Genomic DNA, 14913 nt, shown 5'->3' with positions numbered 1-14913 from the left:
CTCCCGACTCCCAACTCCCAACTCCCAATTCCCGATTCCCGATTCTCGATTCCCGAATCCCGATTCCCCCACCCAGCTACAATGCCGCCATGCAGATCGGCCCCTACTCCATCGACCCCAAGGTGATCCTGGCCCCGATGGCCGGCGTCACCGACAAGCCGTTCCGGCTGCTGTGCAAGCGGCTGGGCGCCGGGCTGGCGGTGTCGGAGATGACCATCTCCGATCCGCGTTTCTGGGGCACGCGCAAATCGCTGCACCGCATGGACCATGCCGGCGAGCCGGATCCGGTCAGCGTGCAGATTGCGGGCACCGAGCCGCAGCAACTGGCCGAGGCGGCGCGCTACAACGTCGACCACGGTGCGCAGCTGATCGACATCAACATGGGCTGCCCGGCCAAGAAGGTCTGCAACGCCTGGGCCGGCTCGGCGCTGATGCGCGACGAAGAGCTGGTGGCACGCATCCTGCGCGCAGTGGTGCAGGCGGTGGATGTGCCGGTAACCTTGAAGATCCGTACCGGCTGGGATTGCGATCACCGCAACGGCCCGACCATCGCGCGCATCGCGCAGGACTGCGGCATCGCCGCGCTGGCGGTGCACGGGCGCACCCGCGACCAGCACTACACCGGCACTGCCGAGTACGCCACGATTGCGCAGATCAAGGCCGCGCTGCAGATTCCGGTGATCGCCAATGGCGATATCGATTCGCCGCAGAAGGCGGCGCAGGTACTGCACGCCACCGGCGTGGATGCGGTGATGATCGGGCGTGCGGCGCAGGGGCGCCCGTGGATCTTCGGCGAGGTGGCGCACTATCTGGCCACCGGCGAGCTGTTGCCGCCGCCGTCGTTGGCGTTCGTGCGCGACACCCTGCTCGGCCACCTGGAAGCCTTGCATGCGTTCTATGGGCAGCCGCAGGGCGTGCGCATCGCGCGCAAGCATCTGGGCTGGTACGCGAAGGATCACCCGCAGAGTGCCGACTTTCGCGCGGTGGTCAATCGCGCCGAAACACCGGAAGCGCAGCTGGAACTGACCGGCGCGTATTTCGATGCCCTGATCGCCGGCGTGCCACCGGCACTGTCGGTTGCCGCCTGAGTTTTTCCGCGTTGTTGGAGCTGCAGCGATGAGCGCACCGAGCGACACCCCGACCTATCTGCATGGATTTTCGTCCACCGAACAGGCACGCCTGCTCAAACAGGCGCGCCTGCTGGAAGCCACGCTGTTCAACCAGATCGACTACAGCGGCGCGCGCCGGCTGCTGGAGGTGGGCAGCGGCGTGGGCGCGCAGACCGAAATCCTGCTGCGCCGCTTTCCCGACCTGCATGTCACCAGCGTGGACCTGAGCGAGGCCCAGTTGGGCGCGGCACGCGCCAATCTCGAACGGTTGGCATGGTGCCGCGAGCGCTACACGCTGCAGCAGGCCGATGCGAGCGACCTGCCGTTCGAGGCGCGTCAGTTCGATGCGGCATTCCTGTGCTGGGTGCTCGAGCATGTGCCCTCGCCTGCGCGCGTGCTCAACGAGGTACGGCGCGTGCTGCTGCCGGGCTCGCCGGTGTATGTCACCGAGGTGATGAACGCCTCGTTCCTGCTGCATCCGTATTCGCCCAACCTATGGCGCTACTGGATGGCCTTCAACGATTTCCAGTACGACCAGGGCGGCGACCCGTTCGTCGGCGCCAAGCTGGGCAACCTGCTGCTGGCCGGCGGCTTTCGCGATGTGCATACCGAGATCAAGACGCTGCATTTGGACAACCGCGAGCCGGGCCGGCGCAAGACCATGATCGGATTCTGGGAAGAAGTGCTGCTGTCGGCGGCCGACCAATTGCTTGCGGCCGGCGCGGTGAACGCAGACACCGTGGACGGCATGCGCCGCGAACTGGCACAGGTGCACAGCGACCCGGACGCGGTGTTCTTCTACTCGTTCGTGCAGGCACGCGCGACGGTGTATTGAGCCGGCGTGCTGCACGGAGCTGCGGCAGGCGCATTGCTGGCCAACCGCCTGGGCACGCCTACCGGGCCGCCGGTGCAGGCATCGCGGCATGTTCCAGATCACCGGTCAGCACCGTCCCGGTGGGTTCGTGCCAGATGCGGCGCCACATCTGCGCCAGCACCTGGCCGATCTGATCGCGCGCCACCGGCGCGCGGTAGGCGGCCTGGATCTGTCGCGGCGCGATCGGCTGCCACTGCCCGTCTTCGCGGTGGGCCACCACGAAATTGAAGTTGTAGTCCGGCTCCAGGCCCATGCGCAGGTCGCTGAGCATCAGCTCGTCATCGACCAGGCGTGCGCGCATGAAACCGCGATTGAACCAGGTCAACCGGCGCACTGAATCGAACCGGGCCACTTCGCCCAGCGCCTGGGTGTTGCTGGAATAGCCACGAAACTGCATCGGGCCCTTGTCGGCCACCAGCGAGCGCTCGCCGATCACATAGCCGTTGGGCGTCATCGCCACCACGCGCCACAGCAGGGTATTGAGCGGCATCGGCACCGAGAAGCGCGGCGCATCCTTCAGTCCGAGTGCGGCCAGCGCACGGTCCGCTTCCTGGTCGACCAGGTGCTTGGCCAGCAACGACCAACCCAGATAGGCGGAGCTGAGCGCCAGCCCGATCACCAGCGCGTGCTGCGCGACGGGCCGCGCGCGTGCAAACCATGCCACCGCGCAGGCGAGCAACAGCCATAGCGTGTAGGCCGGGTCGATGATGAAGACGCTCGACCACATCGCCGGATGCGGCTGCAGCGGCCACCACAGCTGGGTGCCGTAGACGGTGAAGGCATCGAGCAAGGGATGGGTGATCAAGGCCAGCTGGATCGCCCAGAACCAGCGCTTGGGCGCACTGGCCACGCGCCCATTGCCGTAGCGGCGAAACAGCCACCAGATCAGCCAGCCCAGCAACGGCAGCACCAACAACGAATGGCTGGCGCTGCGATGCACCGTCATCAGCGTGACCGGATCGTCGGTCAACGGCAGCAACACCAGCGCATCGAGATCGGGCAAGGTGCCCAGTGCGGCGCCGGCCAACAGGGCCGCACGGCGCTGTCCAGCCGGTGCGATGGCAGCGGCGACGGCGCCGCCGAGAACGATCTGGGTCAATGAATCCATCGGCCGATGCTAGCAGGCCAGGCATCGTTCAGTGCCATCGCGTGCGTTACGACCGCGGGGCAGTCAGCCAGCAGGTGCGTTGCCCGCATCGCGCTGCGGTTCGCTGACAAAAAACGAGGCCGCTGCCGACGTCTGGATGCCCTGCACCAGGATGGCGGACGCTGCAGCCCGATGGCGGCTCCCGGCAGCCGCGGCCTGCCGACATGCGCTACGCATGACGACCTCACGCCGCGCGCTGCTGCGCGGCGTGGGGTTGCGGCGCCAGCTCGGCCAGCACCTCGCCGTGATGGTTGACCAGTTGCAGTGCGCCGCACTGCGTCTCGCGCAGCGCCGTCAGGCTCTCCACCCAGTCGCCGGTGTTGGCGTACAGATGGCCAGCCTGCATGCGCAGTGCGGCGCGATGGATATGCCCACAGACGATGCCGTCCAGATCGCGGCGCACCACATCGGCCAGGCCGGCCGCCACGAAGCGGCCGATGTAACGCTCGGCTGCATCGCTGCGTCGCTTGAGAAACTCGGCCAGCGACCAGTAGCGCATGCCCAGCCGACGCCGCAGACGATTGGTCAGCTGATTACCGGTGAGGATGCGGTAGTAGAGCCAGTCGCCAAATCGTTCCTGCAGGCCGCCGAAATGGGTCTGCGCGTCGTAGTCGTCGCCATGGGTGACCAGCAGCCGGCGCCCGTCCAGCAAGGTGTGGACGCTGCGTCGGCGCACCTGCATGGCCGGCATCACCAGGCCGCAGAAGCGGCGGATGGCACGGTCGTGGTTGCCGGGCACGTAGATGATCTCGGTGCCACGCCGGGCCTGCGCATGCAGGGCCGCGATCACCTGCTGATGCGCCACGTCCCAGACCGCGCGCCGCTGCGAAATCCACCACAGGTCGATGATGTCGCCCACCAGATACAGCCTCTGGCACCGCTGGCGGCCAATGAAGGCGGCGATCTCGGCGGCATGGCAATGCCGCGAGCCCAGGTGCAGGTCGGACAGGAACAAGGCACGGACCGGTGGATGCAACGTGGACAAGTGCATGCGGGCGTCTCCGGGGCAGAAATCTCGGCGCTGCGATCGGGCGCGGCGCAGGCAGGGTGCGTGCGCCGCCCGCAGGCGCCGGCAGCGCACGCGCGTAGATGCACACCCCGCCGCAAGCCGCGACGCACTGCATCGAACACCGCATCGCGGGTCGTGGGCGCCATGGCAGCCATGCGCCCTCGCCCCGGCACGCTGTCCAACGGCATCGCTTATTCCCCTGCGGCGCCCCGGCCGCAAGCAGCCAAGGCGCCAGGTACGCGCGCATGCTGACCGCTCGATACGACCACTGCATGGCAAGCTGACGACACCCCGATGACCGTGCAAACCCGTGCCACGACACGGGTTTAACGCCACACCGGGCTGTTCAGGCGCACAATGCACAGGGTTGTCGGACGGTGTATCATCCGCACCCATCTTTTCATCCGAATCAAGGGATATAAGCCTGATGTCCAGCTACCTGTTCACCTCCGAATCGGTCTCCGAAGGCCATCCGGACAAGATCGCCGACCAGATCTCCGACGCAGTGCTGGATGCCATCCTGGCCCAGGACAAGCGCGCCCGCGTGGCATGCGAGACGATGGTCAAGACGGGCGTGGCGATCGTTGCCGGCGAAGTGACCACCAGTGCCTGGATCGACTTGGAAGCGCTGACCCGCAAGGTCATTCTGGACATCGGCTACAACAGCTCCGACGTCGGCTTCGACGGCGAGACCTGTGGCGTGCTCAACCTGATCGGCAAGCAGTCGCCGGACATCAACCAGGGCGTGGATCGCAAGAACCCGGAACAGCAGGGCGCCGGCGACCAGGGCCTGATGTTCGGCTATGCGACCAACGAGACCGACAGCCACATGCCGGCTGCGATCCATCTGGCGCACCGCCTGGTCGAGCAGCAGGCCAAGATCCGCAAGAAGAAGAACTCGGCGCTGTCCTGGCTGCGTCCGGACGCCAAGTCGCAGGTCACCCTGCGCTACGAAGACGGCGTTGCGACCGCGATCGACGCGGTGGTGCTGTCGACCCAGCACGATCCGGGCATCAAGCAGAAGGATCTGGTCGAGGCCGTGCGCGAGGAAATCCTCAAGCCGGTGCTGCCGGCCAAGTGGCTGCACAAGGGCACCAAGTTCCACATCAACCCGACCGGCAAGTTCGTGATCGGCGGGCCGGTGGGCGATTGCGGCCTGACCGGCCGCAAGATCATCGTCGACACCTACGGCGGCTGGGCGCGCCACGGTGGCGGCGCGTTCTCCGGCAAGGATCCGTCCAAGGTCGATCGCTCGGCAGCCTACGCCGCGCGCTATGTGGCCAAGAACGTGGTGGCTGCCGGCCTGGCCGACCGTTGCGAAGTGCAGGTTTCCTACGCCATCGGCGTGGCCGAGCCGACCTCGATTTCGGTCACCACCTTCGGCACCGGCAAGATCGCCGACGAACAGATCGAAAAGCTGATCCGCAAGCATTTCGACCTGCGTCCGTTCGGCATCATCCAGATGCTCGACCTGATCCACCCGATGTATCAGCAGACCGCCTCCTACGGCCACTTCGGCCGCAAGCCGAAGGACTTCTCCTACACCGACGCAACCGGGGAGCAGCACAACGCCACCGCGTTCTCGTGGGAAAAGACCGACCGCGCCGACGCGCTGCGCGCCGACGCCAAGCTGAAGTAAGCAGACTGCTCCTGCGGGAGCGGATGCAGTGAATTGCACATGGGCCGCTGATGCGGCCCATGTGCGTTTTGGTGGAATGGATGCTTCCAACCGAACCCCACGGCTGGATTCACTGCGGTCCGATTTTTGATGCGGCACCGCTTACTGAAGAATCTGCGCGTTGGACATCTAGTGGGTTTATGCGAATGCTCCAGTCACTGACGCTCTGTGACTGAAGGCTTCGGCCACTGAAGGCGCTTGCAAGCGTAATCGCCTGCCGATCAGCAGTGGCAACGCTGGGAGCGCGGTGCCGCGTCCGGGGGCGGGACCGTGTGGCGGCATGGATGCCGCCACCGAGCCTCCAGGGACGGATTCACGGCATGTCCCGACACTGGATGCGGCGCCGCGCTGCCGACCAACTCCGCACACCGATCGACTTTGCGCACGACATCTGGTGTTCCCATGCGACTGCTTCGGTTTGCTTAAGGCGCTTGGGCGCGTACCGGTGTGGGATACGCCGCAAGTAAATCCATGTTGGCCCTGGCGCGGCATCCATGCCGCTCAAGGTCCCACACCGGCACGCGCGCAAGCACCACCGATCATCGTCGGCGGCTGAAAAAAGAAAAGCCCCTCTCCTGCAGGAGAGGAGTTGGGGTGAGGGTACGGGGCGTAGCCTCTTTGCATATTCGATGACACCAGGCGTCGCGCGTACCCTCATCCGCTTCTGCGGGGCACCTTCTCCCGGTGGGAGAAGGAACAACCGGTGGTCGCCTTTTCCAGATCAGGATTGCTGCTGCACGGTTACCGATCGAGCTGCAGCTGTTTCTCAAGCGCGTGCATAAACTCCGGCAACGGGCATGCCATGCGTTGCCCAGCTGTGCAAATGCCAAGCGCCAACATCTGCTGCAACGGCGGGTGCGCCAGATCCAACGGCGCCAGCGTCCGCAGTTGATCCAGCGATTGCGCCAGATACTGCGCACGCACTACCTGCTGCCCGTTCGGTTCGCGCCATAGGACCAGCACCAACGCGCCACCCGGCGGCGGATCGTCGGCGCCGTAGCCGGGCAGATGGAAGTGCAGGCCCAGCAAACTGCTCAACGCGGCGATATGCGTATCGCTGCCGACGAAAACAGAGACCGTTGGCGCCTGCATATTGCCGAAGCGCTGCAGCACGTTGCGCGCCAGCGGTGCGCCCGAGCGTGAGGCCATGTAATGCGGACGTGCGTAGATATCAAACAACAAGGCATGCAGTCGGGACACCTGCGCCAGCCGCTCGGGTGTGGCACGGCCCCAGCCGACCTGCGCCAACGGCAGCCCTTCGGCGTATTGCAGCAGCAGCACCTCGCCGGTGCCGGAGGTCAGATCGATCGGCCCACCCAGCGCCAGGCCGCGCCCGTTGGCCGACGGCGTCAGCGTGGACGGCATCTGCGCAAAGTCGCAGGGTGTGCGCGTGCAGCCCAGGATCTGCTGCATCGCCTGCAACTCGGCCGCGTGCTCCCGCAACACTGCGGCTGGGCCACCGGTTTCTCTCTCGATCGCCGCAACTGCCGCTGCGCCATCGAACGGCACTGCGCCGGCTTCGATCGGTCGGAACAACGGATCGTTGCTGCCGGCCTGGCGATGCCCGGCGACGATCCCGCAGCCCGGTGCCAGCGCCGCGGCCAGCAGGGCGCCACTGTCGATGGTGCGCTGGTCGGTATTGGCCCAGACCGACACGCTGCCTGGTACCGGGCACCCGCTCGGTGGCAACACGCCCTGCTGCACCAGCCATTGGCGCAAATAGTCGCCGCTCAAGTGCACGCCGATGCGCCCACGCGGCGTCAGCAGGCTGGCCGCTGTGGACCATTGCGGCCATGGCGCGTCGGCATAGTGCGCCGCAGCGGCTTCGCCCTGCAGCGGTGCGCGCACGCCGTGCCGAAAGACAACCACCACGCGTTCCAGTTGCGCGGCCTGCGCGGTCTTTGCGACTGCGGGCGGTCCGGGCGGACGCGGCGTGCAGCCGATCAGCAGCAGCGCGCCGAAGCTGAGCGCCGGCACCAGCCATCGCAGCCAAGACGCGGTCGTCGATGCCGGCCTGATGCCTGCGCGCAACGGCGCGACGCCTTTGCATGATGGCAACAACGCAACCCCCATCGCGTCGCTGCCGTCATCGCCTGCAGACGTCGGGTCACTACCCTGCCCCGTTGTCATCGCGTGCCCAGAACACATGCTTGGTAGTCATCCCGTTGGTCATGGCGGAATCTACGTTGCCAATATGCAAGGCAGACGACATCCGGCGAAACTTCGCGAACATGTCCGGGCAGGCACCACGTGACGATATGCTGCGCATCAGCCGCGCGGCCACGGTAACGGGCGCGGCAGGCGTCCTTACGAATCGCACCGCGCCGCATGGTGCGCCACCTTGCGTGGATAGCCTTCGCACCGGCCATCAGGACGCCCTGCACAGGGCCGCGGCACGATGACTTGCGATGGGAGTGCGTGCCCTGTAAGCCACGCCTTCCCGCAATTGCGCTGCAGCGCGATCAGAATGTCGCGGGCGTTGCGGCCGCTGGCTTGCCCTGCGCATCCGTTGCGCCCGCCGCCTCGGAGCGCAATTGCTCGTGCAGGATGCGGCGGATCTCCAGAATCGCCTGCGGCGTTTCCTGCACGCTGTGCCAGGAGGTCACCACCAGTTCGGACTCGGCACCGTCCAGGTGCGCGCTGCGATACGGCACCAGGCCATCGTCGGAGTCGGCCAGCGGCACCTGCGGTTTCTCGCGCCCGACAATGGTGTGGTAATGCACCTGCGGGGAAATCGGCAGGTCCATGCTGGCGCGCACGAACGGGTCGGTATCGCGCAGGTTGTCGATGCTGGTCGGCGGCAGCAGGCGCCGCTTGCGGCGCGGGTCGCCGCCCTGCCCGCCACGCTCGCTGCTGGCCAGGTCCTGAAACACATCGCCGAAGCGATCCAGCAAGGCGATCGGCAAACGCACCAGGCGGCCGACGAAACGCCCCAGCCCACCCTCGGCCAGGGGCGTGCCGCGATGCGGCGCGGCGATGAAGATGGCGCGGTCGATCTGCGGCATTGGCGAAAAATGCAGCAGCGGCGACAACTTCGCGCGGATGCGTGCGCCGCGCTCGCCGTCCAGGCGGTAGTTTTCCAGCAGGGAATTCCACAGGCGCTCGCCGGACGAGGACACCAGCAGGCGGCCGATCACCCCGCCCATGCTGTGGCCGATCAACACCATGTCCTGCGATGCGATCGCCGTGCCGGCCGGATCGAAGTGCTGCAGGCTGCGCTCCACCAGGGCCTGGATTTCGGCGCGGTTGACCGCCACCGGCGCATTGGTGGGGTAGTACACCTGCCAGATCTGGTAGCGCTGGCGCAGCGCTTCATCGCCCATCACTTCGTTGGCGACATTGACCCAGGCTTCCGGGCTGCTGGCCAGCCCGTGCAGCATCAGCAGCACGCGCCGGTCCGGGTCGTAGGGCTGCATCAGATACAGATGCGGGCGGTCGATGCCGCGCGCGCGGCCCAGCATCGACCGCAGCGACTGCGCGGCAAACCCGGACCTGGCCAGCCACAGCCCATAGGCGGCGGTGAAATTGGCCGCCAGCGGCACGCGCTGGCCATGCAGCACCACCTCGTTCTGGCGATAGGGGTCGTAGGGCACCACGGTGGCGGCATGGCCACGCAGCACCGCATCCAGCGTCTGTCCATCGAAACGCAGCAGCAGCGTTGCCGGTGCGTACGGCATCTCGCTGAATGTCGGCAGCGGACGCTCCGGTGCTGCGACGGCGGCGGCTGGTTGCAAGGCCAGCCCGGCCGGATCGCCGACCACTTGCGGGTCCACCTCGGCCACCAGTTCGGCCCCGAATCCATCGCGTCGATACGTGCTGCGCAGTCCATCGAAGCGCAACGCCGAGGCGGCGAAGATCGCGCGCGGCGTGTTGCCACCGCCCGGCAAGCGATACGCAGACATGTCGATCCTGACCTGCCAGCGCCCCAGGGTGGTGGGTTCGCGCTCGGTCTGGCCGGTCTGCTGCGCGCGCGCGAACAGGCGTTCGATCACCTGCTGCACGGCATAGTTGTAGTAGTCGCGTACCTGCGTCTGGCGATTCTCGAACGCACGCGCACTGGGCGCCCGATCGGTGAAGAACAGGTAGGCGTAGGCATGCCGCGCCGCTTCCAGCCAGGCGTCGACTGCCGCATCGCTCATCGTAGCCGGGTCGCGCCCGCCCAGGGCAATCGCCTGCGCCGTCCAGAGCTCGGCCTGCGTCGCCAGCCGGCGCTCGTTGCCGATGCCTGCGAGGGTGGTGAGCTGCTGCAGGCAGGGCAGCGGGTCGCTGCGGCAGGCCTTGGGCTGCAGACCGGCCACCTGCACCGTCTCGCTGCTGGCCTGGCTCAATGCGCCGGTACTGAGCACATCGCCGCGCGTGCGCGCGATGTAGTCGCCGCTGCTGTGCGATTGCACCGTGACCATCGCGCAGCCGCTCAGCCACAGGCTCGCCAGCAGTCCTGCCAGCACGGCAGCGGCGCGGCATCCACGCAGCCGCGGCGTCATCGCACTGCGCTCCGGGCCGGTGCTGGTGCTGGCGCCTGCGGCATGCCGGCACGGATGCGCTCGGAGAAATCCGCGGCCTTGTCGGCGGCGATCGCACGTGCGGTGAAATGCCCGCGCTGCTTCAGGGTGGCGAAGTCGTAGCCGGGCATCAGCCCATCGTGATCGTAGGCGTATTCGTCGACGTAGCCGGACAGCAACAGGCGATGATCCAGCGGCAAGGTGGGCTGCAACTGGCGCGCCAACGCAAACACGATCGTGGTGCAGTTGCTGGTGAGCGTGTTGTAGAACGCCGGCGCGCGATTCAGGTCGTTGGCCAGGCCCACGTAGCCCATGAACATGCGGCGCAGCCCGGCCTTGGGAAGCGCCAGCCGGTACAGGTACATGTCCTCGCCGCGCACGTTGGTGCGCACGCGCAGGATGTCGCGCTCGTCGGCGGCCACCAGGGTTTCTTCGAAGCTGCGGAAGAACCCGCCCAATGCCGAGAACGATTCGCCACGCTCCTTGCGGATTTCCAGCGAGAACACCACGTGCGAGCCGTCGTCGAAACCGAACGACACCAACGTGTGCGCGATCGCCGGACCCATCCAGTACGACAGCGCCAGATCGGCACTGACCAGGCGATCCAGGTCGTACTGGCGGGTTTCCCAGCGCGGCTGGTAGTCGGTTTCGCCATGCCAGTCGAAATTGCGCACGTTGTGCAGCGTGACGATGTTGCCGTGCACCTCCGGCTGCAGGCGCTGGGCGACATCGTCGGCCCAGTCGCGCTCCTGGCTGGGCTGCATCATCCACCACGACAGCGCCAGCACCGCGAAGGCGGCACTGAAGATGCCCACCAAGGCCCAATTCTCGCGGCCACGCCGCAATCCCCACAACGCCGCGATTGCCATCGCGCACCACGAGCCCACCCACGCCGCGCGCACGAACGCATTGCCGGTCAGCGCGAAGTAGATCGCCAGCCCGCCCCAGAGCGCGGCCAGCACCAGCGCCCCCCGCAGCGCCCAGCGCCCGATGCGCGAACGCGTGGCCGGTTTCATCGGGTGCCGCCTTCCGGCACCTGCATGCCCAGTGCGTGCATCAACAGGTCGGCCGAGCGATGGGCAAGCCGTTTGCGTTCGGATTCGTCGTTGCCGCGCAGGCAGCTGCCGAGCATGTCGATCACCAGCAGCAGTTGCTCGTCATCGACATCGGCACGGCACAGGCCGGCGTCGCGGGCGCGATGCACGAACGGCAGGAAGATGCGCACTACACGCCGGTCGGCGGTTTCCACCGCCGGGTGCGCGCGTTCGATCGAGCGCCAGAAATCCACCAGCGGAGCGGACTGGGCGATGTGCTCGGCCACGTCGTGCAGCAGCACGGCCAGCCCGTCCGGGCGCTCGCCCAGATCGGCAGCAAGCCGTTCCAGGCCGTCCAGGCCACGGGTCATCAGCGCCGTCATCAGCGCGAGCCGGTCGGGGAAATTGCGGTACAGCGTGGCGCGGCCAAGGCCGGCACGCTCGACCACCAGTTCCAGCGGGGCGTTGACGCCGTGTTCGCTGAACACTTCGTCGGCAGCATCGAGTATCTGCCGGCGGCGCAGCGCGGCATCAGGGCGGGAAGTCGTCATCGCGGCATTATCGGACAGATTTGTCCGGTAACACCAGAGCCCGCTTCACCAATCCGCGCCCTCTCCGACCAACGGTCTGCTCCGGCAGCCGCCTCCGACGGTCGGAGCAGCGAACGGATCAGCCGGTGTTCTGCACGCCTTGCGAGACACCGTTGACGCAGGCCACCAGCGCGCGCAGCAATTCGTCGTCTTCGCCATCGGTGGCGCGCCAGCGCTGCAGCAGGTCCACCTGCAGCACGCTGATCGGGTCGATGTAGGGGTTGCGCAGGCGGATCGACAAGGCCAGCCGCGGGTCGTGCTGCAGCAGCGACTGCTGGCCGGTCAACGCCTTCACCCAGCCCTTGGTCAGCGCCAGCTCGGCGCCGATGCCCGGGAAGAACCGCGCGTGCAGGTCGCCCGACAAGCGCGAAAACAGCTCGGCGATGGTGAGGTCGCCCTTGGACAGCACCATCGCCACGTCGTCGAGGAAGGTGCGGAAGAACGGCCAGTCCTGCGCCATCTCGCGCAAGGTCTCCTCGTGCCCCGCATCCACTGCCGCCTGCAGGCCGCTGCCCACGCCGTACCAGCCCGGGATCACCGCACGCGCCTGGCTCCAGGCGAACACCCACGGAATCGCGCGCAGGTTGGACAGGGCCGCGTCCTGGCCGAGCCGGCGCGACGGACGCGAGCCCAGCGTCATGCGTTCGATCACATCGATCGGCGTGGCCAGCCGGAAGTACTGCATGAAATCCGGCGCGCCAACGAAGGCGCGATACGCCACGGTGCTGCGCTCGGCGACCAGATCCATCACCGGGCGCCAGCGCTCCTCGCGCGGCTCCGGCGCCCGCGGACGTAGGCTGGACAGCAGCACCGCGCCGGTCATCTGTTCCAGCGAGCGCAGCGCCAGGGCACGGATGCCGTACTTGCGATGGATCACCTCGCCTTGCTCGGTCACGCGCAGCCGGCCATCGACACTGCCGCGCGGCGCGGCATCCAGCGCGCGGCTGGTCTTGCCGCCGCCACGCGCGATCGAACCACCGCGGCCGTGGAAGAAGGTCAGCCGCACGCCGAGTTCGGCGGCAGCCTCCAGCAGTTCGACCTGCGCGCGTTGCAGCCCCCACCGCGAGGCGGTGATGCCGCCGTCCTTGCCGCTGTCCGAATACCCCAGCATCACCATCTGCGTATCGCCGCGCGCAGCCAGGTGCTGGCGGTAGACCGGGTCGGCGAGCAGGTCCTGCACAGTGCCGGTACCGCCGCGCAGATCGTCCACGGTTTCGAACAGCGGCACGATATCCAGCGGCACCGTGCCGGCGTCGTCGACCAGACCGCCGCGCCGTGCCAGCGCCAGCACGGTCAGCACGTCGGCGCGGTTGTGCGCCATCGAGATGATGTAGCTGCCCAGCGCATCGGCGCCATGGCGGCTGCGCGCGTCGGCGAGCGCGGCGAACACCGCATCCAGCCGCGCATTGCCTTCGTCATCCACGCGCGGCAATGCCTGTTCGCCGGAGGCATACGGACCGAGCAATGCGGCGCGCTGGGTGGCGTCCTGTTCGTCCCAGTCTGCCTGACCCAATGCGTCGGCCACCGCGCGCGCATGCACGCTCGATTCCTGGCGCACGTCCAGACGCGCCAGGTGGAAGCCGAAGCTGCGCACGCGCCACAACAGGCGGCGCACCGCGAACCAACCGGCGTGCAGGCCCTTGTTGGCCTGCAGGCTGTCCAGGATCAATTGCAGATCGTGCTCCAGCTCGGACGGACTGGTGTAGGCGCCCTCGGCATCGTCCAGCGTGGCCTGCAGGCGCGCGCGCATCAGATCGTTGAGCAGCCGGTACGGCATGTCGCCATGGCGCGGACGCGAGCGTGCGGCGTCTTCCGGCAACAACGCGCGGTAGCGCTGCAGTTGCTCGCTCAACGCCGGGCTCACCGCCACCAGCGTGGTCGACTGGCTGAGCAGGCTGGCCAGTTGCCAGAGTTCCTTCTGATACCGGTCCAGCACCGCACGCCGTTGCGCATCCAGCGTGCCGGCAATGGTGGTGGCATCCACATTGGGGTTGCCGTCCATGTCGCCGCCGACCCAGGTGCCGAAGCGCAGCAGCCGCGGCAGGGTCGGCACGCTGCCGTAGGTCTCTTCGATGGCGTGTTCGAGGGTTTCGTACATCACCGGCACCACGCGATAGAGCACCTGGGTGAGGTAGAACCCCACATGCTCGCGCTCGTCCTCCACGGTGGGACGCACCGGCGAGGAGTCGGCGGTCTGCCAGGAGGCGGTCAGGGCCATGCGGAAGCGCGCCGCGTCGGTGGCGCGCTCGTTGGGCGTGCGCATGCCGTCCAGGTTGTCGACCAGGCTGGCGACCATCAGCTGTTCTTTTTCCAGCAGCGCGCGGCGCACCGCTTCGGTCGGGTGCGCGGTGAACACCGGCTCCACGTCGATGCGCGGCAACCACGCGCTGAGTTCGTCCAGGCTCACGCCCTGTGCCTTGAGCCGACGCAATGCGTCGTGCAGGCCATCGGGCTGCGGCGTGTCGGTGCCGCTGCGCTGGTACTCGCGGCGGCGGCGGATGCGGTGCACGCGCTCGGCGATGTTGACCACCTGGAAATAGGTACTGAAGGCACGCACCAGCGCCTCGGCCTGGCGCGGCTCGCGCCCGGCCAGTTGCGCGCTCAGCGTGGACGGCGGCGCATCGCCCTCGCGCCGCGCGATCGCGGTGGTGCGAACGCGTTCGACTTCCTCGAGGAATTCCGCAGAGACCTGCTCGGCGAGCAGGTCACCGACCAGGGCGCCGAGCCGACGCACGTCGTCGCGCAAGGGCAGGTCGGGGGTAGCGAACACAAGACTGCTGCGGTACTCGTTCATCGGAAACGCACACCCTCTCAAGCGCAAAGTCGTCGAAGACTAACCCAAAAGGATTAGATGATCGCGACCGGCACGACGGTTTCATCATCAACCATCGTGTGCGCCTACCGACGACTCCGTAGGAGCGCGCTGGCGCGCGATAGGGCTTTCCCGGTAATGCCCCATCGCGGGCAAGC

General features: G+C 67.4%; 10 protein-coding genes. 3 read left to right on the top strand and 7 right to left on the bottom strand.

Annotation, left to right across the window (positions count from 1 at the left end):
- Positions 1–89: 89 nt before the first annotated feature.
- Together dusB and H7A86_RS04075 are read left to right on the top strand one after the other, a co-directional pair.
- A complete protein-coding gene (gene dusB / locus H7A86_RS04080) occupies positions 90–1088 on the top strand; it encodes a tRNA dihydrouridine synthase DusB (RefSeq protein ID WP_119130755.1) in 999 nt (332 codons plus the stop codon).
- A 28-nt stretch (positions 1089–1116) separates the two neighbouring features.
- Positions 1117–1944, top strand: coding sequence for a methyltransferase domain-containing protein (locus H7A86_RS04075; RefSeq protein WP_119130754.1), 828 nt, complete (start codon positions 1117–1119; stop codon positions 1942–1944).
- Positions 1945–2002: 58 nt separating this feature from the next.
- On the opposite strand, the gene H7A86_RS04070 is transcribed toward H7A86_RS04075, so the two are convergent.
- Positions 2003–3091 carry a metal-dependent hydrolase gene (locus tag H7A86_RS04070; protein ID WP_119129642.1) on the bottom strand — a complete coding sequence of 363 codons (1089 nt, stop codon included), beginning with the start codon at positions 3089–3091 and terminating at the stop codon, positions 2003–2005.
- 223 nt (positions 3092–3314) lie between these two features.
- Positions 3315–4121 (bottom strand): UDP-2,3-diacylglucosamine diphosphatase, encoded by an 807-nt coding sequence (locus H7A86_RS04065; RefSeq protein WP_119129641.1) that lies wholly within the window; start codon positions 4119–4121, stop codon positions 3315–3317.
- 445 nt (positions 4122–4566) lie between these two features.
- Between H7A86_RS04065 and metK the strand changes: the two genes are divergently transcribed.
- The gene (gene metK, locus H7A86_RS04060) at positions 4567–5778 is read left to right on the top strand and encodes a methionine adenosyltransferase (RefSeq protein WP_104584603.1); all 1212 of its coding nucleotides are present in this window, start codon (positions 4567–4569) and stop codon (positions 5776–5778) included.
- A gap of 780 nt (positions 5779–6558) precedes the next feature.
- On the opposite strand, the gene H7A86_RS04055 is transcribed toward metK, so the two are convergent.
- The 5 genes from H7A86_RS04055 to ppc form a co-directional block, all read right to left on the bottom strand.
- On the bottom strand, positions 6559–7965 hold the full coding sequence (locus tag H7A86_RS04055; protein ID WP_425509736.1) for a histidine-type phosphatase: 1407 nt from the start codon (positions 7963–7965) through the stop codon (positions 6559–6561).
- 314 nt (positions 7966–8279) lie between these two features.
- Positions 8280–10301 carry an esterase/lipase family protein gene (locus tag H7A86_RS04050; RefSeq protein WP_119130751.1) on the bottom strand — a complete coding sequence of 674 codons (2022 nt, stop codon included), beginning with the start codon at positions 10299–10301 and terminating at the stop codon, positions 8280–8282.
- Complete coding sequence (locus tag H7A86_RS04045) at positions 10298–11335, bottom strand: DUF4105 domain-containing protein (RefSeq protein WP_119130750.1); 1038 nt, start codon at positions 11333–11335, stop codon at positions 10298–10300. The genes H7A86_RS04050 and H7A86_RS04045 overlap by 4 nt, the downstream gene beginning before the upstream one ends.
- Entirely contained in the window at positions 11332–11904 is a 573-nt protein-coding gene (locus H7A86_RS04040; protein WP_119130749.1) for a TetR/AcrR family transcriptional regulator, read from the bottom strand. The genes H7A86_RS04045 and H7A86_RS04040 overlap by 4 nt, the downstream gene beginning before the upstream one ends.
- A 118-nt stretch (positions 11905–12022) precedes the next feature.
- The gene (gene ppc / locus H7A86_RS04035; RefSeq protein ID WP_119130748.1) at positions 12023–14737 is read right to left on the bottom strand and encodes a phosphoenolpyruvate carboxylase; all 2715 of its coding nucleotides are present in this window, start codon (positions 14735–14737) and stop codon (positions 12023–12025) included.
- Positions 14738–14913: the final 176 nt, after the last annotated feature.

The sequence above is a fragment of the Xanthomonas euroxanthea genome (assembly GCF_903989455.1).
Lineage (GTDB): Bacteria > Pseudomonadota > Gammaproteobacteria > Xanthomonadales > Xanthomonadaceae > Xanthomonas > Xanthomonas euroxanthea.
This window is presented reverse-complemented; position numbering and strand designations above follow the sequence as displayed.